At 63.8% G+C, this 24,010-nt stretch carries 22 protein-coding genes; 17 read left to right on the top strand and 5 right to left on the bottom strand.

Features of this window, described 5'->3' with window-relative positions; genetic code table 11:
• Positions 1–18 precede the first annotated feature (18 nt).
• Positions 19–2,082 (top strand): penicillin-binding protein 1C, encoded by a 2,064-nt coding sequence (gene pbpC, locus ACFQ2F_RS13410; RefSeq protein ID WP_379090898.1) that lies wholly within the window; start codon positions 19–21, stop codon positions 2,080–2,082.
• Positions 2,083–2,098: 16 nt separating this feature from the next.
• On the opposite strand, the gene ACFQ2F_RS13405 is transcribed toward pbpC, so the two are convergent.
• Positions 2,099–2,287: a DUF3008 family protein gene (locus ACFQ2F_RS13405; RefSeq protein WP_379090896.1), complete on the bottom strand. Its 189-nt coding sequence runs from the start codon at positions 2,285–2,287 to the stop codon at positions 2,099–2,101.
• 139 nt (positions 2,288–2,426) lie between these two features.
• Here ACFQ2F_RS13405 and miaB point away from each other — a divergent pair, with 139 nt between their 5' ends.
• From miaB to metK, 7 genes are all read left to right on the top strand, one after another.
• Positions 2,427–3,818, top strand: a complete 1,392-nt coding sequence (gene miaB, locus ACFQ2F_RS13400) for a tRNA (N6-isopentenyl adenosine(37)-C2)-methylthiotransferase MiaB (protein WP_379090894.1) — start codon at positions 2,427–2,429, stop codon at positions 3,816–3,818.
• 135 nt (positions 3,819–3,953) lie between these two features.
• On the top strand, positions 3,954–4,886 hold the full coding sequence (locus ACFQ2F_RS13395; RefSeq protein WP_379091559.1) for a PhoH family protein: 933 nt from the start codon (positions 3,954–3,956) through the stop codon (positions 4,884–4,886).
• Between the two features lie 2 nt (positions 4,887–4,888).
• Entirely contained in the window at positions 4,889–5,476 is a 588-nt protein-coding gene (ybeY, locus tag ACFQ2F_RS13390) for an rRNA maturation RNase YbeY (RefSeq protein ID WP_379090892.1), read from the top strand.
• On the top strand, positions 5,473–6,444 hold the full coding sequence (locus ACFQ2F_RS13385; protein ID WP_379090890.1) for a hemolysin family protein: 972 nt from the start codon (positions 5,473–5,475) through the stop codon (positions 6,442–6,444). Before ybeY ends, ACFQ2F_RS13385 begins: the two co-directional genes overlap by 4 nt.
• A 31-nt stretch (positions 6,445–6,475) precedes the next feature.
• Entirely contained in the window at positions 6,476–8,128 is a 1,653-nt protein-coding gene (gene lnt / locus ACFQ2F_RS13380; RefSeq protein WP_379090888.1) for an apolipoprotein N-acyltransferase, read from the top strand.
• 160 nt (positions 8,129–8,288) lie between these two features.
• The gene (locus tag ACFQ2F_RS13375; RefSeq protein WP_379090886.1) at positions 8,289–8,702 is read left to right on the top strand and encodes a helix-turn-helix domain-containing protein; all 414 of its coding nucleotides are present in this window, start codon (positions 8,289–8,291) and stop codon (positions 8,700–8,702) included.
• 106 nt (positions 8,703–8,808) lie between these two features.
• A complete protein-coding gene (gene metK, locus ACFQ2F_RS13370) occupies positions 8,809–9,984 on the top strand; it encodes a methionine adenosyltransferase (RefSeq protein WP_379090884.1) in 1,176 nt (391 codons plus the stop codon).
• Positions 9,985–10,006: 22 nt separating this feature from the next.
• Here the strand turns inward: metK and ACFQ2F_RS13365 are convergent, their stop codons facing one another.
• Entirely contained in the window at positions 10,007–10,810 is an 804-nt protein-coding gene (locus ACFQ2F_RS13365) for a sulfite exporter TauE/SafE family protein (protein WP_379090882.1), read from the bottom strand.
• A gap of 131 nt (positions 10,811–10,941) precedes the next feature.
• Between ACFQ2F_RS13365 and trmB the strand changes: the two genes are divergently transcribed.
• From trmB to pnp, 9 genes are all read left to right on the top strand, one after another.
• On the top strand, positions 10,942–11,706 hold the full coding sequence (gene trmB, locus ACFQ2F_RS13360; RefSeq protein WP_379090880.1) for a tRNA (guanosine(46)-N7)-methyltransferase TrmB: 765 nt from the start codon (positions 10,942–10,944) through the stop codon (positions 11,704–11,706).
• Positions 11,707–11,869: 163 nt separating this feature from the next.
• Positions 11,870–12,424, top strand: a complete 555-nt coding sequence (gene rimP, locus ACFQ2F_RS13355; RefSeq protein WP_379090878.1) for a ribosome maturation factor RimP — start codon at positions 11,870–11,872, stop codon at positions 12,422–12,424.
• Positions 12,425–12,485: 61 nt separating this feature from the next.
• Positions 12,486–14,168 (top strand): transcription termination factor NusA, encoded by a 1,683-nt coding sequence (nusA, locus tag ACFQ2F_RS13350; protein WP_379090876.1) that lies wholly within the window; start codon positions 12,486–12,488, stop codon positions 14,166–14,168.
• A 27-nt stretch (positions 14,169–14,195) separates the two neighbouring features.
• Positions 14,196–14,876, top strand: a complete 681-nt coding sequence (locus tag ACFQ2F_RS13345) for an RNA-binding protein (RefSeq protein WP_379090874.1) — start codon at positions 14,196–14,198, stop codon at positions 14,874–14,876.
• Positions 14,873–17,386, top strand: coding sequence for a translation initiation factor IF-2 (gene infB, locus ACFQ2F_RS13340; RefSeq protein WP_379090872.1), 2,514 nt, complete (start codon positions 14,873–14,875; stop codon positions 17,384–17,386). The genes ACFQ2F_RS13345 and infB overlap by 4 nt, the downstream gene beginning before the upstream one ends.
• Before the next feature lie 203 nt (positions 17,387–17,589).
• Complete coding sequence (rbfA, locus tag ACFQ2F_RS13335; RefSeq protein WP_379090870.1) at positions 17,590–17,979, top strand: 30S ribosome-binding factor RbfA; 390 nt, start codon at positions 17,590–17,592, stop codon at positions 17,977–17,979.
• 24 nt (positions 17,980–18,003) lie between these two features.
• Entirely contained in the window at positions 18,004–18,930 is a 927-nt protein-coding gene (gene truB, locus ACFQ2F_RS13330) for a tRNA pseudouridine(55) synthase TruB (RefSeq protein ID WP_379090868.1), read from the top strand.
• Between the two features lie 39 nt (positions 18,931–18,969).
• Positions 18,970–19,239, top strand: coding sequence for a 30S ribosomal protein S15 (gene rpsO / locus ACFQ2F_RS13325; RefSeq protein WP_379090865.1), 270 nt, complete (start codon positions 18,970–18,972; stop codon positions 19,237–19,239).
• 120 nt (positions 19,240–19,359) lie between these two features.
• Positions 19,360–21,483: a polyribonucleotide nucleotidyltransferase gene (gene pnp, locus ACFQ2F_RS13320; protein WP_379090861.1), complete on the top strand. Its 2,124-nt coding sequence runs from the start codon at positions 19,360–19,362 to the stop codon at positions 21,481–21,483.
• A 121-nt stretch (positions 21,484–21,604) separates the two neighbouring features.
• Here pnp and ACFQ2F_RS13315 read toward each other — a convergent pair whose 3' ends face one another.
• Genes ACFQ2F_RS13315 through fabB form a run of 3 tightly spaced genes read right to left on the bottom strand, consistent with a single transcriptional unit; the run spans position 21,605 to position 23,996 of the window.
• Positions 21,605–21,790 (bottom strand): hypothetical protein, encoded by a 186-nt coding sequence (locus tag ACFQ2F_RS13315; protein ID WP_379090859.1) that lies wholly within the window; start codon positions 21,788–21,790, stop codon positions 21,605–21,607.
• Positions 21,791–21,819: 29 nt separating this feature from the next.
• A complete protein-coding gene (gene fabI, locus ACFQ2F_RS13310) occupies positions 21,820–22,728 on the bottom strand; it encodes an enoyl-ACP reductase FabI (RefSeq protein WP_379090857.1) in 909 nt (302 codons plus the stop codon).
• Positions 22,729–22,775: 47 nt separating this feature from the next.
• Complete coding sequence (gene fabB / locus ACFQ2F_RS13305; protein ID WP_379090855.1) at positions 22,776–23,996, bottom strand: beta-ketoacyl-ACP synthase I; 1,221 nt, start codon at positions 23,994–23,996, stop codon at positions 22,776–22,778.
• Between the last annotated feature and the right edge of the window lie 14 nt (positions 23,997–24,010).

The raw sequence follows: 24,010 nt of genomic DNA, 5'->3' as shown, positions 1-24,010 counted from the left end.
CGAGATGAGGACAAGGCCATGGGCCGTCCACTCATAGGCTTCGCGCTGGGCGTGGTGTTCACAGGCGCGGTGGCGGCGGGTGCCGCCACCGGGCTGAAGGATTCGCTGGGGCCACCGCCTCTGGGCGAAGAGATCGAGCTTTCGCCCATCGTGGTGGACCGGCATGGCGCGCTGCTCCGCCCCTACACGACGAAAGAAGGGCGCTGGCGGCTGCCGACGGAGGCCAAGTCCGTCGATCCGCGTTTCTTGAGCGCGCTGCTGGCCTACGAGGACAAGCGCTTCTTCCGCCATGAGGGGGTGGACGTGCTGGCGATGGCGAGGGCTGCCGGCCAGCTTGCGACCCACGGGCGGATCGTTTCGGGCGGCTCGACCATCTCCATGCAGCTCGCGCGATTGCTTGAGCCGCGAGACGAGCGGTCTCTCGGCGCAAAGATCCGCCAGGTCTACCGGGCGCTCCAGATCGAGCGTCGGCTGAGCAAGGAACAGATCCTCACCCGCTACCTGACCCTCGCGCCGTATGGCGGCAATCTGGAGGGATTGCGCGCCGCCTCCCTCGCCTATTTCGGTAAGGAGCCGCGGCGGCTTTCCTTGGGCCAAGCGGCCCTGCTGGTGGCCCTACCCCAATCGCCGGAGATGCGCCGGCCAGACCGGGCGCCGAAGGCCGCAAAGGAATCCCGCGACCGGGTGCTCGATCGGATCGCCGAGACGGGCATCTTCGCCGATCGCGAGATCGTCCGGGCGAAGGCGGAGAAGGTGCCGCAAGGGCGGCATCCCATGCCCATGCTAGCGCCCCATGCGGCGGATGACGCCATGGCCGCGGCACCGGAAAAGCGCATTCATCAACTCACCCTGGAGCGGAGCTTCCAGGCCCGCCTCGAGGCCCTGGCCAAGATGGGAGCAGACAGGATCGGACCGGACGCTTCGGTCGCTATTCTCATGCTCGACAATGCGACCGGCGAGGTTCGGGCGCGGGTGGCGACACCGGATTATTTCAATAAACGCCGCGCCGGCCAAGTGGACCTGACCCGGGCGGTCCGCTCGCCCGGCTCGACGCTGAAGCCTTTCATCTATGGGATGGGGTTCGAGGACGGACGCATCCATCCCTCCACCCTGATCCAGGATAGGCCGGTCCGCTTCGGCGCGTATGCGCCTGAGAATTTCGACATGCATTATCAGGGCACGGTGACGGTCCGCCGTGCCCTGCAGCTCTCCCTGAACGTACCGACCATCTCGGTGCTGGAGGCGGTGGGGCCGGAGCGGCTCGTCTCGCGCCTCGGCGGGGCGGGGACGCATCTCATCCTGCCCAAGCACGAGAATCCCGGCCTGGCGCTCGGGCTGGGTGGTGTGGGCGTCACCCTGGAAGACCTGACCCAGGGCTTCAGTGGGCTCGCCCGGCTGGGCACGGTCCAGCCCATGGTCGAGCGGGCGGATGCGCCGCGCCTTCCGGAGCGGCGGCTGCTTGCCCCGGTCGCGGCCTGGTATGTCGGCAATATCCTGAAAGACGCGCCGCCGCCTGAAAGTGCCGCGCCGGGACGGATCGCCTTCAAGACGGGCACGAGCTACGGCTACCGGGATGCCTGGGCGGTGGGCTATGACGGGAAATATACGATCGGGGTTTGGGCCGGACGGCCCGACGGCGCGCCGGTGCCAGGTATCGTGGGCCGCGTGACGGCGGCGCCCATCCTGTTCGATGCGTTCGCGCGGCTGGAAGAAGCGCCTGCCCCTCTACCGAAAGCGCCGGAGGGCGTGCTGACCGCGAGCACGGGCGCGCTGCCGCCGCCGCTCCAACGATTCAACGCGGATCCGGTCGCGGCGGCAGACATGACGCCGAAGCTGAAAATCCTTTTCCCGCCGGATGGGTCGAGCCTGGCGCTCTCCTCAATGGATGGGGCGCTCGATCCGGTGCCGGTGAAGATCGCAGGCGGCAAGGCGCCGCTCACGGTGCTGGTGAACGGCGCACCGCTGTCCATCCGGCGACCGGGGGAGACGCTGTTCTTCGATCCTGACGGGCCCGGCTTCACCCGCGTCACGGTAACGGACGCCCAGGGCCACGCCGACAGCGTGCTCGTCCGGCTACAATAGTCTCTAGTCCAGGCGCCTAATAGTTATCGACGTGCTCGGGCTTGCCCTTGCGCTTGGTGGAGGCCATCTCGTCGAGCTCCTTCTCGGACATGGACTCGTACATCTGCTTCGAGGCGCCCTGGAGTTCGCTGACCTTCCGCTCGCCGCGCTTGGCGGCCAAAGCCGCGCCAGCGGCTTCTTGTTGCGCTTTCGATTTGGCCGGCATGGTCTTTCCTCCTCATAGTTGAGCTACGCTTGAGAAAACGAATGCGGAGGCTTCGAGTTTCCGGCTTCACGCTTTCGCCGCAGTCCGATTGCGCAATCGACCCCTTGACGCATAAGCCTTGCTGCCCAACAAACGCCCCATGACAGACGGCCCGACGAGCAAGACCCTGAAGCTGCACGTGAAGACGTTCGGCTGCCAGATGAATGTCTACGATTCCGAACGCATGGCGGAGACGCTGGCGCCGGCGGGCTATGCCCTGACGGAAGAGATGGACGACGCCGACCTCGTCATCCTGAACACCTGCCATATCCGGGAGAAAGCGGCCGAAAAGGTCTATTCGGAACTCGGCCGCGTGCGGAAGACCAAGGAGTCCCGCGCCACAGGCGGCAAGGAGACCATGGTCGCGGTCGCCGGCTGCGTGGCCCAGGCCGAAGGCGCGGAGATCATGCGCCGGGCCAATGTGGTGGATCTCGTGGTCGGCCCCCAAAGCTATCACCAGCTTCCCGATCTGATCGCCAAGGCGAAGGGCTCGAGAGGCGTGCTCGCCACGGAGTTTCCCACCGAAGACAAGTTCGACCACCTCCCGGCCCGGAGCAGGAAGCGGGCGCTGCCGTCGGCCTTCGTCACGGTGCAGGAGGGCTGCGATAAGTTCTGCACCTTCTGCGTGGTGCCTTATACGCGCGGCGCGGAGTTCTCGCGGCCGGTCGCCCAGCTTGTGGAAGAGACGGAAGGTCTCGCCGAGGCGGGCGTGCGGGAGATCACCCTCCTGGGCCAGAACGTAAATGCCTATCACGGCGAAGGACTCGACGGGAAAGACTGGTCTTTGGCCGATCTGCTGCGCCGCCTGGCGGAGATCCCGGGCATCGAGCGGCTGCGCTATACGACCAGCCATCCCCGGGACATGGCGGACGATCTGATCGCGCTCCACGGCGACGAACCGAAGGTGATGCCTTACCTGCATCTGCCCTTCCAAGCGGGCGCCGACCGCATGCTGAAGGCCATGAACCGGAAGCACACGGCGGAGGAATACCGCGAGCTGATCGGGCGTATCCGCGCCGCCCGGCCGGATATCGCCCTTTCCACGGACATCATCGTGGGCTTCCCCGGCGAGACGGATGCCGAGTTCGAGGAGACTGTCGCCCTGGTGAAAGAGATCGGCTTTGCCCAGGCCTTCTCGTTCAAATACAGCGCACGGCCCGGCACACCGGCCTCGACCCTTGAGGATCAGGTGCCAGAGGAAGCCAAAAAGGAGCGGCTTCAGGTGCTCCAGGCGGTGATCGAGGAGGAGCGGAAGCGATTCGAGCAGGCCCTGGTGGGCCGCACCGTGCCGGTTCTCTTCGAGAGAAAGGGCCGCAAACCTGGTCAAATCGCCGGACGATCTCCATATCTCCAAGCTGTACACAGCGAAGGCCCCGAAAGCCTGCTCGGAGAGATCGTGGAGGTTGACATCACCGCTGCGGGGCCGAACAGTCTTACGGGTGTCATCAATTCCAGATTTGCATGGGATGACGCCGTGCAAGCGACCGTTTGAATAACGGGCCCTTTGGACAAAGACCTCGGAGACGAGAGACCTAATTTGGCGCCACAACCCGCGTCTGACAGCGCGACCGCCTACCGCGAAGGCGAAACAGAGCCGCTCGTCGTATTTTTCGACGACACGAGGCTCATGCGCGATCTGCTCGGCGATTACGACGCAAATCTAGCCGTCTTGGAAGATCGCCTCGGAATCGAGGCGGTGGTGAACGGGACCGTGGTCTCGTTGCGCGGGCCGGAAGAGGCCTGCGAGATCGCCAAGGCGGTGCTCGAAGATCTCTATGGCCGGCTCGCCAAGGGCGAGGTGATCGGCATCGGCGAGGTCGTGGGCTCCATCCGCCATGCGGATGTGCAGCCGGGACCGGACCAGCCGGCGGATGCGCCGAAGGGCGCCGAGGCCCAGCAGATCCGCACCCGCAAACGTCTGGTGACCGCGCGCACGCCTGCACAATCCACCTATATCTCGGCGTTGGAGCGGCACGATCTGGTGTTCGCCTCCGGTCCAGCCGGCACCGGCAAGACCTATCTCGCCGTGGTTTTCGCGGCCGCCGCGCTCGAAAGCGGGCGCTGCGATCGCATCATCCTGTCCCGACCGGCCGTCGAGGCGGGCGAGCGGCTCGGCTTCCTGCCGGGCGACATGCGGGAGAAGGTCGATCCTTACCTGCGCCCGCTTTACGACGCGCTCTACGACGTGCTGCCGCCGGAGCGGGTCGAGCGCGGGCTTTCTACGGGCGCTATCGAGATCGCACCGCTCGCCTTCATGCGCGGGCGGACTCTTTCCAACGCCATGGTCATCCTGGACGAGGCGCAGAACTGCACCCCGGTGCAGATGAAGATGTTCCTGACGCGCCTGGGCGAAGGCAGCAAGATGATCGTCACAGGCGATCCGACCCAGGTGGATTTGCCATATGGCAAGGATTCGGGCCTTACAGAGGCCATCAAGATCCTGGACGGTGTCGACGGTATTTCCCATATCGCCTTCAAACCCCAGGATGTGGTCCGGCGGGAGCTTGTGGCCCGTATCGTAGATGCGTATGAAGCGGCGTCGAGTGAGAGCCGCGAATAACAATGAGTGAAGACGTTCCCAGTAGACCCGAGGCTTCGGGAGAGACGGTCCCGAAGCCGGAAGCCGGAGACGAGACGGATTTATGCGTCTCGCTGATGTGGCACGCCCGTCCGCCCGCGAGTTGGGCGCTGGCCGAGGAGCGCCTCGAGGAGGCCGCCCGGGCCGCTTTCCGCGCCGGATCGCCGGATGTGGATTCCAAGCCTCACGAGGTGGCGATCGTCTTCACCGATGATGCCGCCGTGCAGGCTCTGAACCGCGACTTCCGCGGCCAGGACAAGCCGACAAACGTCCTTTCCTTTCCCGCCGAGATGATGGCTGGCGACGTCTTCGAAGATGCGCTGCCGCTGGGCGATGTCATTCTCAGTCTCGACACGGTCGGACGGGAAGCCGCCACGCTCGAAATTCCGCCACAAGATCACGTCACCCATCTGGTGGTGCACGGCGTGCTGCACCTTCTCGGCTTCGACCATATGGACGAGACGCAAGCCACAGAAATGGAATCATTGGAGACCGAAATCCTGGGCCAGCTCGGTATCGCCGATCCCTACGGTGAGACGGAGCCTCTGGCGCAGGCTGGAATTGCAGGATGAGTAACGCTGCGTTGCCGGAACAAGAGCCGGCCCCCGAAACAGAACGATCTCCCGAAGAAGGCTCCTGGCTCGACAGGGTGCTGGCCCGTCTGGGGCTTGGCGAGGAGCCCGACCTTCGCTCGCTGATCGAGAATGCCTTGTCCGGAAGCGAGGATGCGCGCGACACGTTCAGCGCGCCTGAGCGTACGATGCTGCTCAACATCCTCCGCTTCGGCAAGCTGACAGTCGAGGACGTGATGGTGCCTCGGGCCGATATCGTGTCCGTGGAGGGCTCGATCCCCATCGACGAACTTTTGAAAGTCTTCCGCGAGGCGGAGCATTCGCGGCTGCCCGTCTTCCGCGGCACGCTCGACGAGCCGCTGGGGCTCGTCCACATCCGCGATCTGATGTCCTGGATCGCCGAAGAGGCGGAGAATGCCAATGGCGACAATCTCAGCCTCGGCCATGTGGATTTGAAGAAGTCCCTCGGCGATATCGAGATCACCCGGGACATTCTCTACGTGCCCAAATCCCAGTCGGTGCTCGATCTTCTTCTGAAGATGCAGACGACGCGCGTCCATCTGGCGCTGGTGGTCGACGAATATGGCGGCACGGACGGGCTGGTCTCCATCGAGGACCTCATCGAAGAGGTGGTGGGCGAGATCGAGGACGAGCACGACGTGGACGAAGAGCCGCTGATCACCACCGATCGCACGGGGCTGATCGCCGATGCGCGCGCGCCGGTGAAGGACGTTGAGGACCGGCTCGGCCAGGTTCTGGTCGATCCAGATGACGACGACGATGTCGATACGGTGGGCGGGCTTGTCTTTTCGCTTTCGGGGCGCGTGCCCGTGCGCGGGGAATTGCTGAAACATCCGAGCGGCGTCGAGTTCGAGATTCTCGAGGCCGACCCGCGGCGCGTGAAGAAGCTCCGCATTCGCCGGCAGCGTGCGACGGCCCGCGAGGCCGAGACGAGCGGCGCGAAGTAGCCGTGGCTTTCACTCTCTCATCCCGGCGGTAATGGCCCACGGGCTGACAGGGGCGTTCGCACGTCTCGATGCGGCCGCCGGATGGGTTGCCCATTTGCGCGGCTGGCGCCGGGCCGGCTTCGGCACTCTTGCCGGCGCGATCGGCGCGCTGGCTTTTGCCCCCTACGATCTCTGGCCTGCTCTCTTTTTCACCTTCGGCGCCCTGGTCTGGATGCTGGACGGCTCCTACGCCGTCTATCCCACCTGGAACGGGCGCATCCGCTCGGCCGCCGCGGGCGGCTTCTTCTATGGGTTCGGGTTCTTCCTCGCCAATTTCTACTGGCTGGCGGAAGCCTTCCTGGTGGAGCCGGAGCGCCACGGCTGGCTGATCCCCTTCATCCTGCCGGGCTTCGCCTCTTGGATGGCTCTCTATTTCGTGGGCGCGACGGTCTTTGCGGTGCTGCTTTGGAGCCGCGGTGCGGGCCGCGTCTTCGCGTTGGCGGCCGGGTTCGGCCTGTTCGAGTTCATCCGCGGCCATCTCTTCACCGGCCAGCCCTGGAACCTGCTCGGCTATGCCCTGACCCCCAACCTGCCGATGATGCAGATGGCTGCTCTGTTCGGCGTCTATGGCCTGACGGTGCTGGCCGCCCTGCTCTTCGCCGCGCCAGCCGCCTGCTTCGCGCCGGGCGGCTCCTCGTTTCAGGGGCGACGGAGCGCAGGCGCGCTGGCGCTTTGCCTCCTGCTTCTGCTGGGCGCCGGGGTGACCTGGGGCGCGTGGCGACTGGACACCACGCCTGTCCCAATGACCGACACGAAGCTGCGGATCGTTCAGGCCAGCATCGATCAGGCGGAGAAGTGGAAGGCCGGAAATGCCGACCGGATCTTCCGCGACTATCTCCAGTTGAGCGAGACGGAAAAGGACGGCGTCGGGCTCGATCAGATCGATGTCTTGATCTGGCCGGAGACGGCCATACCGGTGGTCCTGGAGAACGAGCCGGAAGCGCTGACCGCCATCGGAGAGATGCTTCCCGAAGGGGGCGCCCTTCTCGTGGGCTCGATTCGAATGGTCTACGAAGAGGCGCCGGAAGGCACCTACCGCAAGGTCTATAATGGTCTGCTTGCGGTCAGCGAAGGGGGCCGGATCGTCGATACCTACGACAAGATTCACTTGGTGCCGTTCGGCGAATTCCTGCCGTTCCAGAACTTCATGGAGCGCTTGGGAATCATGCAGCTCACGGGAATCAGAGGCGGCTTCACCACCGGCGAGGGGCCGCGGCGGCTAAACGTGCCTGGAATCCCAACGCTTATGCCGCTGATTTGCTACGAAGTTTTGTTTCCCGATGAAGTCAATGCACGCGGACGTGGCGCGAAATGGATGTTGAACGTCACCAACGATGCGTGGTTTGGCCGCAGCGTGGGCCCCTATCAGCACTTCCACCAGGCGCGCGTGCGGGCAGTGGAGCAAGGCCTTCCACTGGTGCGTGCAGCCAATACGGGAATCTCTGCAGTCGTCGATCCGATGGGCCGAATTCTCGGCGAGCTTGGCCTGGAGAGAAAAGGCGTTGTGGATGCAGCGCTCCCGGGAAATTTCGGCGCAACCTTTTTCACTCGTTTCGAGAGACCAATAGAATTTATCCTGTGGTTGCTTACAGTTATGGGTTGCATCGGGATGAGAACGTTTCAATTAAACAATAAATTAGAATAGCCTCCCGCGTGCGGTTTTGGCACGCTTGACGCCATCTGATGCCGCCCTTAAGACACCTCGGTGTCGCGATGCGCCCCTGTTGACAACCTGTATATCGGCGCGCGGCGGCATGGAGTTCCACGTAAGGTATCCCTTTTTCATGACAGTTACGAGTGAGCCAATGGCCGGCAAAAAGCCAAATCCTGTCGACGCGCATGTGGGTAGCCGCGTGCGGCTTAGGCGGATGCTTCTGGGCATGAGCCAGGAGCGTCTCGGCGAGAGTATGGGCCTTACTTTTCAGCAAGTTCAGAAATACGAAAAGGGCGTCAACAGGATCGGTGCAAGCCGCCTGTTTCAGATTTCGAAAATTCTCGACGTCCCGGTTCAGTTCTTTTTTGAAGAAGCCCCGCAGTTCGACGGTTCCGCGCCCACGGGCATGGCGGAAGCCGAATCCGAGACTTTCATCCTTGAGTTCCTGAACAGCCGTGAAGGCCTGGAGCTCAACAGAGCCTTCGTCAAAATCGCCGATCCCAAAGTTCGTAAAAGCGTGGTCGATCTTGTGCGCTCCCTGAGCAATCAGGAGAGCAAGTCCTAGGCCGCCTGTCGCGGCCCTTGAAGCGGGCTTGACCCTTCGACCATTCGTTGCGACAACCCGCCCGATTTTTGCGCGTCAAGCGGTGTTCCTGCCAGAGGGGGTGGAGTTGTCTCGACAAGATTACGTCTTTACGAGTGAATCGGTCTCGGAAGGCCATCCGGACAAGGTCTGCGACCGCATCTCCGATGCCGTCGTGGACCTCTATCTTGATGCCGATCCCCATTCCCGCGTCGCCGTAGAAACCCTGGTCACCACGAACCGTATCGTGATGGCCGGCGAGGTGCGCGGTCCGGAAAGCATCACCCCCCAGGTGATCGAAGACGCCGCACGCAACTGCATCAAGAATATCGGCTACGAGCAGGACGGCTTCCACTGGGGCAACGCCGAGTTCGAGTTCTACGTCCATGAGCAGTCCGCCGACATCGCCATGGGCGTGGACGCGGATGAGGACAAAGAAAAGGACGAGGGCGCCGGCGACCAGGGCATCATGTTTGGCTACGCCTGCCGGGAGACGGAGCCGCTGATGCCGGCGCCTATCCACTACGCCCATTCCATCCTGCACGAGATGGCCAAGCTGCGTCATGGCGGAACTGCGCCGGAGCTCGGCCCCGACGCCAAGAGCCAGGTCACACTCAACTACGAAAACGGCGAGCCCAAGCGGGTAAACTCCGTGGTCGTCTCCACCCAGCATGGCGAGGACGTCACCCAGGAGCGGGTGCGCGAGATCGTCATGGATGTCGTCACCGACAACCTGCCCAAGGGCTGGATCGACGGCGACACCCAATTCTACGTCAATCCGACCGGCCGCTTCGTCATCGGCGGTCCCGACGGCGATACGGGCCTTACGGGCCGCAAGATCATCGTCGACACCTATGGCGGCATGGCGCCCCATGGCGGTGGCGCCTTCTCCGGCAAGGATCCGACGAAGGTGGACCGCTCCGCAGCCTACGCGGCGCGCTATCTCGCCAAGAACATCGTGGCCGCAGGACTGGCCGATCGCTGCACCTTGCAGCTCTCCTACGCCATCGGCGTGTCCCAGCCGCTTTCGATCTATGCGGACCTGCATGGCACGGGCAAGGTTGCCGAGGACAAGATCGAGCGGGCGATCCGCGAGGTGATGGATCTTTCGCCGCGCGGCATCCGCGAGCATCTCTCCTTAAGCCGGCCGATCTACGAGCGGACCGCCGCCTACGGTCATTTCGGCCGCACGCCGGACAATGACGGCGGCTTCTCCTGGGAGAAGCTCGACCTCGTCGAGCCGCTCAAGGGACATCTGAGCTAGGCGTCAGCCCCAGCCGGGTTCATTAGATCCAGGCGGCGAGCTTGGCCGCCTGGAAAATCACCAGCAGCAGAATGAGCACGCCCACGGCGATGCCCAGGGCCCGCGGCGCCACGTGTTTCACGGCATAGCCGGCGACGGGCGCGGCCACGAGGCCGCCCACGATCAGGCCGGCGACGGCGGCTGCATTATTGGCGAGATCGCCGCCCTCCTCCCAATGACCTGAGAAGAGCGCCACTACGAAGCTGGCAGAGACGGCCGCTGTCAGCAGAAACTCGGCCGTGTTGACCGTGCCGATGACATAACGCGGCACGCCTCCCGCCCCGACCAGGGACGAGGTGACCACCGGTCCCCAACCGCCGCCGCCCACCGCATCGACAAAGCCGCCCACGAGACCGAGGAACGAGACCCCTCTCGGCGTTTCACGCTTGGGGGTGAAGCGGCGCAGGCTCCGCCACAGGATCACGGCAGCCATAATGGCCATATAGGCCACGATGAAGGGCTTGATGACGTTGCCGTCGATGGAGGTGAGGAGATAGGTGCCGAGGATGCCGCCCACGATGCCGGCCGGGGCCAGACGCCAGAACAGCTTGGTATCGACATTGCGATTCCAAAGATGAGACGCGCCGGAGGCCCCAGTCGTGAAGAGCTCGGCGACATGGACGCTCGCCGATGCGTTGGCAGGCGGCACGCCGAAGGATAGAAGAACCGTGGTCGAGACGACGCCATAGGCCATGCCCAGAGAGCCGTCGACGAGCTGAGCAAGAAATCCCACGGCTGCGAACAGCGTGAAATCCCAGAAGACATCCAGGCCGATTGTTTCCGTCATCGATGCGCTCTCCAGAAATAGGACGAGCGCCGATAGTGGAATTTCGGGCGCCGGGCCAGCGGATTCGGCGGCTAAGGAAGAAGAGTTTCCCCGCCGATTTGAAATTGGAATTTTTTGGTGCGAACAGGCGTATGGGAAGCATTTTTGAGGCGGGCAGTTTGACGCAGGATCAGCGCGATTCGGGAGCCGGCAAGCAGAAGCCGGAAGGCCTTCGCTCCTATGGGCGGCGGAAAGGCCATCGCCTGAGTCCGCGCAAAGAGAAGCTGATGGAGACCCGGCTGCCGGAGTTGCGGCTCGATCTTTCCGGTCCGGCACCGGACCCCTCGGCGCTGTTTCCCGGCAATCCGGAAGAGGCCTGGCTAGAGATCGGCTTCGGGGCCGGCGAGCATCTGATCTGGCAGGCGGAGCATCACCCGCAGATCGGGCTGATCGGCTGCGAGCCCTTCATGAACGGCGTGGCCTCGCTGCTGGGCCATGCGGAACGGATTGGCCTGACCAATATCCGTGTGCATGACGACGATGCGCGGGACGTGCTGGCCTGGCTGCCCGACGCTTCCATCGCCCGCGTCTTCGTTCTGTTTCCCGATCCCTGGCCGAAGAAGCGCCATGCCAAGCGGCGGCTGATCCGGCGCTCGACGGTTGCCGAGATCGTGCGCGTCTTGAAGCCCGGCGGAGAATTCCGGCTGGGGAGCGACAGCGCCGAATATCTGGCTCGCACCCTGCTCACGGCCCGGAAGTTCGAGGAGCTCGAATGGCTCGCGGAACGCCCCTCCGATTGGCGGGAGCGTCCAGAGGACTGGCCGGAGACCCGCTACGAGAAGAAAGCCAAGGCTGCGGGCCGGGTTTGCGGCTATCTCCGCTTCAGGCGTGGTCCGCAAGCGGGGACAACTTCTTGAACTCCCCAGAAAACGGCGTATATTACCCGTCAGAACTCATGAATGGTCTCCATCAGGAGTGGGCCGCGGCCCGCTCCTTTTTGTTAGGTCCATCGGTCTCTTGGGAGCCGGGCCTTTTCGAGACCATCGCGGGTTCTCGCTTTCAGCGAGGATTGTGACGTTGATGTCGAACCTGACGCCCAGCCTGGAGCGGCGTTTCACCCGTGAGACGGGGAATGCCCGCGTGATTGCCGATCTGGCCGAGCCCGTGCTCGAGGAGCTCGGCTTCCGGCTCGTTCGCGTAAAGATGTCCGGCGAAGGCGGCAGCACGGTTCAGGTGATGGCGGAGCGTCCCGGCGACACCATGACGGTCGACGATTGCGCGACCATCAGCCGGGAGCTTTCGCAGGTGCTCGACGCCCACGATCCTCTGCCCGGAGCGTACAATTTAGAAGTTTCCTCGCCCGGCATGGACCGACCGCTGGTCCGGCCGAGCGATTTCGAGACCTTTCTCGGCTACGAGGCGAAGGTCGAGCTTTCCGAAGGCATCGATGGCCGCAAGCGTTTTCGCGGCGTGATCGACGGTGCCGAGGACGGCGAGGCCCGGATGATCGTGCAGCTCGAGAAAGGCGGCGAAGCACAGGTGATCGGCCTGCCCTTTTCGATGATCGAAGAGGCCAAGCTGGTGAGCGACAAGGACAGTCTGCGCGAGGATCTTTCGCGCAGTAAGGCCCATTAGGAACCGTCAGCGCAGCCCGAACCGGCTGCCCATCGTTTGATAGAACCGGAGGCAAAGGCACATGGCTGAGGCGGGTATTAGCGCCAACAGGCTTGAGCTCCTGCAGATCGCGGATGCGGTCGCGCGCGAGAAGTCGATTGAGAAAGACGTCGTCATCGCGGCGATGGAAGACGCAATTCAGAAGGCGGCCAAGTCCCGCTACGGCAGCGAGAACGAGATCCGCGCCCAGGTCGATCCGAGGACCGGCGAGATCCGTTTGGAGCGTCTGCTGGAGGTCTCCGAAGACGTGACCATGGAGGCGACTCAGATCTCTCTGGAGGACGCCCGCCGGCGCAATCCGGAAGCGCAGATCGGCGACTTCATTGCCGAGGAGCTGCCGCCGCTGGATTTCGGCCGCGTGGCCGCCCAGAACGCCAAGCAGGTCATCGTGCAGAAGGTGCGCGATGCTGAACGCGAGCGCCAGTACGAGGAGTACAAGGACCGCGTCGGCACCATCGTGAATGGCATCGTGAAGCGGGTCGAATACGGCAACGTGATCGTCGATCTCGGCCGGGCGGAAGCCATCGTGCGCCGGGACGAGACCCTGCCGCGGGAGAATTTCCGCTACGGCGATCGTATCCGCGCATATGTCTATGACGTGCGGCGCGAACAGCGCGGCCCGCAGATCTTCCTGTCGCGCACACATCCTGAGTTCATGGCGAAGCTGTTCGCCCAGGAAGTGCCGGAGGTTTACGACGGCATCGTCACCATCAAGTCGGTGGCGCGCGATCCGGGCAGCCGCGCCAAGATCGCGGTGATTTCGCGGGATCAGTCCATCGACCCTGTCGGCGCCTGCGTCGGTATGCGCGGCAGCCGCGTCCAGGCGGTGGTGAACGAGCTTCAAGGCGAGAAGATCGACATCATCCAGTGGTCGGAAGACGCCGCGACCTTCATCGTGAACGCGCTGGCGCCGGCCGAGGTGGTCAAGGTCGTGCTCGACGAAGATGCCGAACGCATCGAGGTCGTGGTGCCCGATGCGCAGCTTTCGCTGGCCATCGGCCGCAAGGGCCAGAATGTGCGCCTCGCCTCTCAGCTCACGGGCTGGGACATCGACATCATGACGGAAGCGAACGAATCGGAGCGCCGCCAGGCGGAGTTCGCCGAGCGGTCGCAGATGTTCATGGAAGCGCTGGATGTGGACGAGGTCATCGCCCAGCTTCTGGCCTCGGAGGGCTTCTCGTCCATCGAGGAAGTGGCTTTCGTGGAGGAGAACGAAATCGCCTCCATCGAGGGCTTCGACGACGAGACCGCCAGCGAGATCCAGGCCCGCGCGAGCGAGTATCTGGACCGGATCGAGCAAGAGATGACCGCCAAGCGCAAGGAGCTCGGCGTGGACGATGCTCTGGCCGAGGTGAACGGCGTCACGACGCCGATGATGGTGGCGTTCGGCGAGAACGACGTGAAGACCGTCGAGGATCTGGCCGATTGCGCGACCGACGACCTGACCGGCTGGAACGAGCGCAAGGACGGCGAGACGACCCATTACGATGGCATTCTGGAAGGCTTCAACGTGAGCAAGCAGGACGCCGAAGACATGATCCTGGCCGCCCGTGTGAAGGCGGGCTGGATCGAGGAAGAGCCGGAGCCGGAGCCCGAGCCTGAAGAAGAGGCCGAAGGCGAAGGCGAAGAGGAAACCGAGGCATCGGAAGGCGACTCCGGCGAGACGCCGGCCGACGATGCCGATACGGACACCGCGGACGCGTAGCCGTGTTCGCGCTGGGAGCATACGCTGTTGCAAGAGCTGGCACAGGCAGAGACAAGCCCTACGGCGGAGGCGGAGAAGGATTCTCCGTCCCTGCGCCGCTGTGCCCTCACGCGAGCGTCCCGCGAAAAGCATGAGCTGATCCGGTTCGTCGCCTCGCCTGACGGCGAGGCGGTGCCGGATCTGAAGGAAAAGCTCCCCGGCCGCGGGGTCTGGATCACCGCGGACCACGCATCCGTGGCGGAGGCGGCCAAGCGCAATGCCTTCGGCCGCGGCCTCAAGACATCCCTGAAGGTGCCCCCCGGCCTTGCTGATCGTGTCGGGCAAATGCTAAACGAAGCAGCACTTTCGGCACTCGGTCTCGCGAATAAGGCTGGCGAAGTCACATGCGGCTTCGCCAAGGTCGAAGCCGCCATCAAGCGAGATCGGGTTCTTGCCCTGGTTCATGCGAGCGATGCCGCGGAAGACGGGTGCAAGAAACTGGATGCCAAATTCCGGGCGCGGGCCGAGCATCAGACCCTGCCGCCCATCCGGGGATTTACCGCGGAGCAATTGAGTTTGGTTCTAGGCCGGCCAAATGTGATACATGCAGCCCTTGCCCGAGGCGGGGCGGCCAAGAACTTCATCGAAGCCGCCAATCGCGCGGAGCGCTATTTTCTCGGCAGCGGCGCGTTTGAGGCCTCCATCGGGCCAGATACGGACACGGAATGAGTGATACGAACGAGACCGACGAAAAGACATCGCGCGGATCGCGCAACAAGCTGAGCCTCAACGTACGCCGAACTGTTGAGTCTGGGCATGTGCGCCAGAACTTCAGCCATGGGCGAAGCAAATCCGTGCTTGTCGAGAAGAAGAAGCGGCGCTCCATCGGGAGCGGCGGCGCGGCGGCGTCCGAAGAGCCCCAGGCGAAGCGCGAGACGAAGCCCGCTGCGCCGAAGGCCAAAGAGGAAGCCAAGCCCGCACCGAAGCCTGAAGCCAAGCGCGAAGCGCCGGCCCAGGACAAGAAGGTGGTTCTGAAATCCCTCTCCGACGAGGAGCGGGATGCCCGTGCTCGCGCACTGTCCAACGCCAAGGAGCGGGACGTGAAGCAGCGCGAACGCGAAGAGATCGAGGCACAGCGCGCCGCCGAGCGTGCCGCCGCCAGGGAGGCGGAAGAAGCCGCCAAGCGCGAGCGCCGTCTGGAAGAAGAGCGCGAGGCCAAGGCCCGCGCCCAGGCCAAGGTGGCAGAGGAAGACGAGAAGCCGCAGCGCAAGGCCAGCCCGAAATCGGCCGAGAAACCCAGCGTGCCTGAGCGCAAGAAGACCCCGTCGCCCAGCCGTCGCGGCGACGATCGGCGCGTGCGCGGACGTCTCACCATCACGAATGCGCTCGACGAGGATCAGCGCCAGCGGAGCCTTGCTTCGCTGAAGCGCCATCGCGAGCGTCAGAAGAAACAGCCGGCCCAGCAGAACCAGCAGAAGATCATCCGCGAGGTGACCATTCCTGACGTGATCACGATTCAGGAGCTGGCGAACCGCATGGCCGAGCGCGGCGTCGACGTCATCAAGTTCCTGATGAAGGACGGCGAGATGCACAAGATCACCGATGTGATCGACGGCGATACCGCGCAGCTCATCGCCGAGGATTTCGGCCACACGGTCCGGCGCGTGTCCGAGGCCGATGTGGAAGAAGGCTTCATCGGCGAGAAGGATGCCGAAGAGGATCTGAAGTCCCGTGCGCCGATCGTGACCATCATGGGCCATGTCGACCACGGCAAGACTTCGCTGCTCGACGCCTTGCGCACCACCGACGTGGTGGGCCACGAGGCCGGCGGCATTACCCAGCATATCGGCGCCTACCAGCTCGAGGCTGGCGAAGCGGGTCAGAAGGTCACCTTCATCGACACGCCGGGCCATGAGGCGTTCACCGCCATGCGTGCCCGCGGCGCCAAGGTGACCGATATCGTAGTGCTGGTGGTGGCGGCGGACGACGGCGTGATGCCCCAGACTGTGGAGGCGATCAATCACGCCCGTGCGGCGAACGTGCCGATCATCGTCGCGATCAACAAGATCGACAAGCAGGGCGCCGATCCGAGCCGCGTGCGCACCGACCTGCTCAGCCACGAGATCGTGGTGGAGAGCATGGGCGGCGATACGCTGGAGGTCGAGGTCTCGGCGCTGAAGCGCACCAATCTCGACAAGCTTCTGGAAGCGCTGCTTCTGCAGTCTGAGGTGATGGAGCTCAAGGCCAACCCGGACCGGGCGGCCGACGGCGTCATCGTCGAGGCCAAGCTGGAGCGCGGCCGCGGCCCCGTGGGTACGGCGCTGGTGCAGCGCGGCACCCTGAAGCGCGGCGACATCATCGTGGCCGGCACCTCCTGGGGCCGGGTACGGGCGCTGATCGACGATCACGGCGAGCAGGTCGACGAGGCAGGCCCGTCCGTTCCGGTCGAGGTTCTCGGCTTCGATAACGCGCCTGAGGCGGGCGATCAGTTCGCCGTCGTTGAGAACGAGACGCGGGCCCGCGAGATTACCGATTACCGTCAGCGCGAGCGCCGCAAGAAACTCGCCGTCGCCGGCGAGCGCGGCTCTCTCGAGCAGATGATGAATCAGCTGAAAGAGAGCGGCGCGCAGGAGTTCCCCTATCTCATCAAGGGCGATGTGCAGGGCTCCGTCGAGGCGATCACCTCGGCGCTGGACAACATCAGCACCGATGAGGTGAGGGCGCGCCCCGTTCATTCGGCGGTCGGCGGCATCACCGAGTCCGACATCTCGCTGGCAGCGGCCTCGAACGCCATCGTGTTCGGCTTCAATGTCCGTGCCAATGCCCAGGCCCGCCAGGCGGCGGAGAAGGCCGGGGTGGAGATCCGTTACTACTCGGTGATCTACGATCTGGTCGACGACGTGAAGGACGCCATGTCCGGCATGCTTTCGCCGGATCGGCGCGAGACCTTCCTCGGCAATGCGAAGATCCTGGAGGTCTTCCACATCTCGAAGGTCGGCAAGGTGGCCGGCTGCCAGGTGACCGAGGGCAAGGTGGAGCGCGGCGCCCATGTCCGCCTAATCCGCGACGATGTCGTGGTGCACGAAGGCAAGCTCTCGACCCTGAAGCGCTTCAAGGACGAGGTGAAGGAAGTTCAGACCGGCCAGGAATGCGGCATGGCCTTCGAGAACTACCAGGACATGCGCGAAGGCGACGTCATCGAGTGCTTCACCGTGGAGCATGTGGAGCGGACGCTTTAGAGCGTCTGCTCGACGCGTTGCCACGCGTTCGGCTGTCATCCCTGCGAAAGCGGGGATCCAGTAACCACTGCGTGAGTTATAGCGCTTAGACAGTGGCTACTGGATTGCCCGATCAAGTCGGGCAATGACAACCAGAGCATCTGTTTTCATTCAATGATTTCGGCGGCGCGACAGGCAGCCGCTTTCAAGAGGACTCTTTCCTCATGACACGCCAAAAGGCCAAAGGCCCCTCACAGCGCCAGCTGAAGGTCGGCGAACTTATCCGCCACGCCTTGTCGGACATTCTCACCCGGGGTGAGCTGATGGACGAGGTGATCGAGCGGCATACCATCACCGTGCCTGAAGTGAAGATGTCGCCGGATCTGAAGCTGGCGACCGCCTATGTGATGCCGCTGGGCGGCACCGAGGTGAGAGAGGTGGTCGACCACCTTCAGAAGCACGCCAAGTTCTTCCGCGGCGAGCTCGCCAAGCGGGTGGAGCTTCGCTACATGCCGGAGATCCGCTTCCGCCGGGACGCCAGCTTCGAGACCTCCCAGCGGATCGACGAGATCCTCGCTTCGCCCGAGGTGACCCGCGATCTCGACGAAGATTAGCCGGCGGCTAAGGGCATTCAGCTAATGGCGCGGCGACGCAAAGGATTTCCGGTCCATGGATGGCTGGTCCTCGACAAGCCGGTCGGCATGACCTCCTCCCAGGCGGTCGGCAAGCTGCGCTATCTCTTCAACGCTCAGAAGGCCGGCCATGCTGGGACACTAGACCCGCTGGCGACGGGCATCCTCCCCATCGGCTTCGGCGAAGCCACCAAGACAATGCCCTACGTGGTCGACGGCACGAAGGTCTATCGCTTCACGATTTGCTTCGGCGCAGAGACCGAGACGGACGATGCGGAAGGCGCCATCGGAGAGACCAGCGATGTGCGCCCCGACGCCGCCGCGATCGAAGCGGCCCTGCCCCGTTTCACCGGCGAGATCGAACAGATCCCACCGCGCTATTCGGCCCTCAAGGTGGATGGCGCGCGGGCCTACGATCTGGCCCGGGAGGGCAGCGATTTCGAGCTCGCCGCCCGCAAGGTCACTATCGACCGGCTGGAGCTGGTGGAGATGCCCGATTCCGACCACGCCGTGCTTGAGGCCCAATGCGGCAAAGGCACCTATATCCGGTCCCTCGCCCGCGATGTCGCGCGACATTTGGGGTCCCGCGGCCATGTCTCGGCGCTCAGGCGGACACGGGTCGGCCCGTTTACCGAGAGTGCCGCAATTTCACTGGCAAAGCTGGAAGAGTTAGGACATAGTGCCGCCGGCCGCGATGCCCTTCTGGGGCAGCTAGAGCCGTTGGAGACAGCGCTGGACGACATCCCGGCGCTCGCCATCAGCGGCGATGACGCGGCGAGGCTCAGAAGGGGCCAGCCCGTGCTGATCAGAGGCCGGGACGCACCCATCATCGAAGGGCCTGCCTACGCCACCTCCCGAGGGCGCCTCGTGGCGGTTGGTGAAGTTGACCGAGGCGAGATGCGGCCCACCCGGGTGTTCAACTTTCCCGGCTGACCGCGATTTGCCATTCAGACATTTCATAAGGAGAACCCGATGTCGATTAGCGCTGAGCGCAAGCAAGAGCTTATCGAAGAATACGCCACGAAACCTGGCGATACCGGATCCGCCGAAGTTCAGGTCGCAATCCTGACCGAGCGGATCGGAAACCTCACCGAACATTTCAAGAGCCATGCCGGCGACAACCATTCCCGGCGCGGCCTGCTCAAGATGGTGAGCCAACGCCGCCGGCTGCTCGACTATGTCAAGGATCGCGACGTCGAGCGCTACCAGACCCTGATCGGCCGTCTGGGCATTCGCCGGTGATTTGCCAAGCCGATCCGTCACGGCGTTGCGGCAGGGGCCGCACCGTGACGGATGGGCTTTCGCGCGCTGCCAATCCGGGCGGCGCGTCAGACCGATAACATCCGAATCGAGATAAACATCATGCTCAATCCGCAGACCGTTGAAATCGAATGGGCTGGCCGCCCTCTCAAGCTTGAGACCGGCCGCATGGCCCGCCAAGCCGACGGCGCCGTCGTGGTGCAGTACGGCGAGACCACGGTGCTCGCTACGGCGACTGCCGCCAAAGAGCCCCGGTCCGGGATCGATTTCTTCCCGCTGACTGTGAACTACCAAGAGAAGACATTCGCCGCCGGTAAGATTCCTGGCGGCTTTTTTAAACGTGAAGGCCGTCCCACCGAAAAAGAGACGCTGACCTCGCGCCTGATCGACCGTCCGATCCGTCCGCTCTTCGCGAAGGGCTTCAAGAACGAGACCCAGGTGATCGCGACGGTTCTCTCCCACGATCTGGAGAACGATCCCGACATGGTCGCCATGGTCGCCACCTCGGCGGCCCTGACCATCTCCGGCATTCCGTTCCTGGGCCCGATCGGTGCGGCCCGCGTCGGCTATATCGACGGCGAGTACGTGCTGAACCCGACCCTGGACGAGCTCGCCGACAGCAAGCTCGACCTGGTGGTCGCCGGCACCCGGGACGCGGTGCTGATGGTGGAATCCGAGGCGGAAGAGCTGCCCGAGGACGTCATGCTCGGCGCGGTCATGTTCGGCCATAAGGGCTTCCAGCCGGTGCTCGACGCCATCGTCAAGCTGGCCCAGAACTCCGCCAAGGAGCCCTGGGACGTGCCGCAGGACGAAGGTGCCGAGGAGCTGACGGCAAAGGTTCGCGAGATGGCCGAGAGCGGTCTTCGCGATGCTTACGCCATCACGACCAAGACCGAGCGCCGCGACGCCATCGCGGCGGTGAAGGACAAGGTTGCCGCGGAGCTGGTTCCCGAGGACGACGACGGCGCATTCGCCGCCAAGCTTTCCGGCGCTTTCAAGAGCGTTGAGAAAGACGTGGTGCGCGGCAATATCCTGTCGACCAAGTCCCGTATCGACGGGCGCGACCTTTCCACGGTCCGGCCGATCGTCTCGGAAGTCGGCATCCTGCCCCGTACCCATGGCAGTGCCCTGTTCACCCGCGGCGAGACCCAGGCCCTCGTAGTCGCCACGCTGGGCACCGGTGAGGACGAGCAGTTCGTCGACGCCCTGGAAGGCACCTACAAGGAAAGCTTCATGCTGCACTACAACTTCCCGCCCTTCTCGGTGGGTGAAGTTGGCCGCATGGGCTCCCCGGGCCGTCGCGAGATCGGCCATGGCAAGCTCGCCTGGCGGGCGATCCATCCGGTGCTGCCGGCGAAGGAGAACTTCCCCTACACGCTGCGCCTGGTCTCGGAGATCACCGAGTCCAACGGCTCGTCCTCCATGGCGACCGTTTGCGGCTCCTCGCTTGCTCTGATGGATGCGGGCGTGCCGCTCACACGTCCCGTGGCCGGTATCGCCATGGGCCTCATCAAGGAAGAGAGCGACTTCGCCGTTCTTTCCGACATCCTCGGCGACGAGGATCATCTCGGCGACATGGACTTCAAGGTCGCCGGTACGGAAGAGGGCGTTACCTCGCTGCAGATGGACATCAAGATCACCGGTATCACCGAGGAGATCATGCAGGTCGCGCTGAACCAGGCGAAGGACGGCCGGCTGCATATCCTGGGCGAGATGGACAAGGCGCTGAACACCGCACGGCCCGAGGTCGGCGAGTTCGCACCGCGCATCGAGGTGATGCAGATCCCGACCGACAAGATCCGCGAAGTGATCGGCACGGGTGGTTCCGTCATCCGCTCCATCGTGGAAGAGACCGGCGCGAAGATCGACATCGCCGACGACGGCACGGTGAAGATCGCCTCGCCCAACGGCGAGTCCATCCGGGCTGCGATCGCCAAGATCAAGGGCATCGCGGCAGAGCCGGAGGTCGGCGAGATCTACGAAGGCAAGGTCGTGAAGATCATGGATTTCGGCGCCTTCGTGAACTTCTTCGGTCCCAAGGACGGGCTGGTGCATATCTCCCAGCTGACCCAAGGACGTCCGAAGACCGTCGACGAGGTCGTGAAGGAAGGCGACAAGGTCTATGTGAAGTTGCTCGGCTTCGACGACCGCGGCAAGGTCCGCCTGTCCATGAAGGTCGTGGACCAGGAGACCGGCAAGGAGCTGGAGGCGGAAGACGCCAGCTAGCCGGGTCGCTGACGGGAGGCCGGTTCGGCCTCTCTCCCACCAGACCTAGAAGCCAGATACAAAAAAGGCCGCCTCACGGGGCGGCCTTTCTTTTGTCTGATGGCATTCGATGCCGACAGGCTTACACCTTTTTGCAGGAGAAGCCGGCAACCATCTTGTCCTGATTGTCGGTCTGCCAATCCTTGATGCGTTCAGGTGCCGCCTTCATGCAGGCGCTGATGGATTCGACCTTCTCCATGGGAATGGTCACCTTCTGGCAGTCTCCGCCCCCGGCCAGGAGGCATGCTGTAAACACGAGTTCAACCATCCAACTTACTCCCTAGATTGCCGAGAGGCCTATTGTACGGGCTCGCGGGACGCGCCCTTGGACGACGCGGCAGCCGCTTTTTCGGCCTTCTCGTCGTCGGTCTCCTCGCCGGTGGCCGCCTTCATAGATTCCAGACTTGGCATGAAGATGGTGCTGTAGCCGCAATCGACGAAATGCACCTCGCCGGTGACGGCGCCGGAGAGATCGGAAAGCAGGTAGAGGGCCGAGCCGCCGACCTCATCGAGGGTGGGCGTGCGGCCCATGGGCGAATTGTCGGCCTGATAGTGGAACAGCATGCGCGCGTCGGAGATCCCGGCACCGGCCAGGGTCCGCATGGGACCTGCCGAGAGAGCGTTGACCCGGATGCCCTTGCCGCCGAGATCGGAGGCGAGATAACGCACGGACGCTTCCAGGGCCGCCTTCGCTACGCCCATGACGTTGTAGCAAGGCACGACCTTGTTGGAGCCGCCATAGGTCAGGGTCAGGAGCGACCCGCCGTCCGTCATCAGATCGGCTGCGAGCCGGGCGATCTCGGTGAACGAGAAGCACGAGATCTCCATGGTGCGGGAGAAGTTCGCGCGGCTGGTATCGCAATACCGGCCCTTCAGCTCCGTGCGATCGGAGAAGGCGAGCGCATGCACCACGAAATCGAGCTTGCCCCACTCCTCACGGATCCTGTCGAAAACACGCTCCACGCTCTCGTAGTCTTCGACATCGCAAGGCTCGATGATGGTGGCGCCGGTCGACTCCGCCAGCGGCTTGGCGCGGCGACCGAAGGATTCGCCCTGATAAGTGAAGGCGAGATCGGCGCCCTGACCTGCCAGCACCCTGGCGATGCCCCACGCGATGGATCGATCGTTGGCAACGCCCAGGACGAGCCCCTTCTTGCCTTTCATGAGCGGTCCGGGCTCGGCGATGTCGTGTTTCTCTGTGGTCATGGCACTTGCTCTAGTTTTCGTGGTGGAGCGTTTCCCAAGCGTCTGTGTCAGCCATCATAGCGCCGGAAAACGAGGGTTGCGTTGGTACCGCCGAAGCCGAAGCTGTTGGACATCACACAATTGAGGTCCACGTCATCTTTCCGGTCGCGAATGATCGGAATATCGGCAAAGGCGGGGTCGAGATTTTCGATGTTGGCGGATTCGCAAATGAAGCCGTTGTTCATCATGAGAAGCGAATAGATCGCCTCATGGGCGCCTGCCGCGCCGAGCGAATGGCCCGTCAGGGATTTGGTCGCGCTGATCGGCGGTATGTCGTCGCCGAACACCTCCTGGATCGCCTCGATCTCGCGCAGATCGCCGATGGGCGTGGAGGTGGCGTGAGGGTTGATGTAGTCGATCTTGTCGCCGTTCAGGTTCTGCATGGCCATGCGCATGCAGCGCACCGCACCTTCGCCCGAGGGCTGCACCATGTCGTAGCCATCGGACGTGGCGCCGTAGCCGATGAGCTCGGCATAGATCTTGGCGCCGCGGGCCTTAGCGTGCTCCAGCTCCTCCAGGATCACCACACCTGCGCCGCCTGCGATGACGAAGCCGTCGCGGGCCTCGTCATAGGCGCGGCTCGCCTTCTCGGGCTGATCGTTGAAGTCCGAGGACATTGCGTTCATGGAGTCGAAGAGGACCGAGAGGGTCCAGTCGAGCTCCTCGCCACCGCCGGCGAAGACCAGATCCTGCTTGCCGAGCTGGATGAGCTCGGCCGCATTGCCGATGCAATGGGCGGAGGTCGAGCAGGCGGACGAGATGGAATAGCTGACGCCCTTGATGTGGTAAGGCGTTGAAAGCGTGGCCGAATTCGTGGAGCTCATGGATTTCGGCACTTCGAACGGGCCGACCTTCTTCGGCCCCTTCTCCAGGGTCGTCTGAGCCGCGTTCACGATGGCGCGGGTCGACGGGCCGCCGGAGCCCATGATCAGACCGGTGCGCTCGTCGGAGATCTCGTCTTCTTCGAGACCCGCATCCTGAATCGCCTGCTCCATGGCGACATAGTTCCAGGCAGCGCCTGCGCCCATGAAGCGGCGGATCTTGCGGTCGACGGCCTCCTGCCAGTCGAGGCTGGGCGCACCATGCACCTGACAGCGGAATCCGAGCTCCGCATAATCGTCGGCCTTCACCAATCCGGACTTGGCCTCGCGCAGAGACGCCAGCACCTCTTGGGCGTTGTTACCGATGGACGAAACCACGCCCATTCCAGTCACGACCACTCGCCTCATGGGTATCCCTCGAC

Source organism: Methyloligella solikamskensis (assembly GCF_042676065.1).
GTDB lineage: Bacteria > Pseudomonadota > Alphaproteobacteria > Rhizobiales > Methyloligellaceae > Methyloligella > Methyloligella solikamskensis.
The sequence above is the reverse complement of the archived record's forward strand: the minus strand, read 5'-3'. Positions and strand labels throughout refer to the sequence as shown.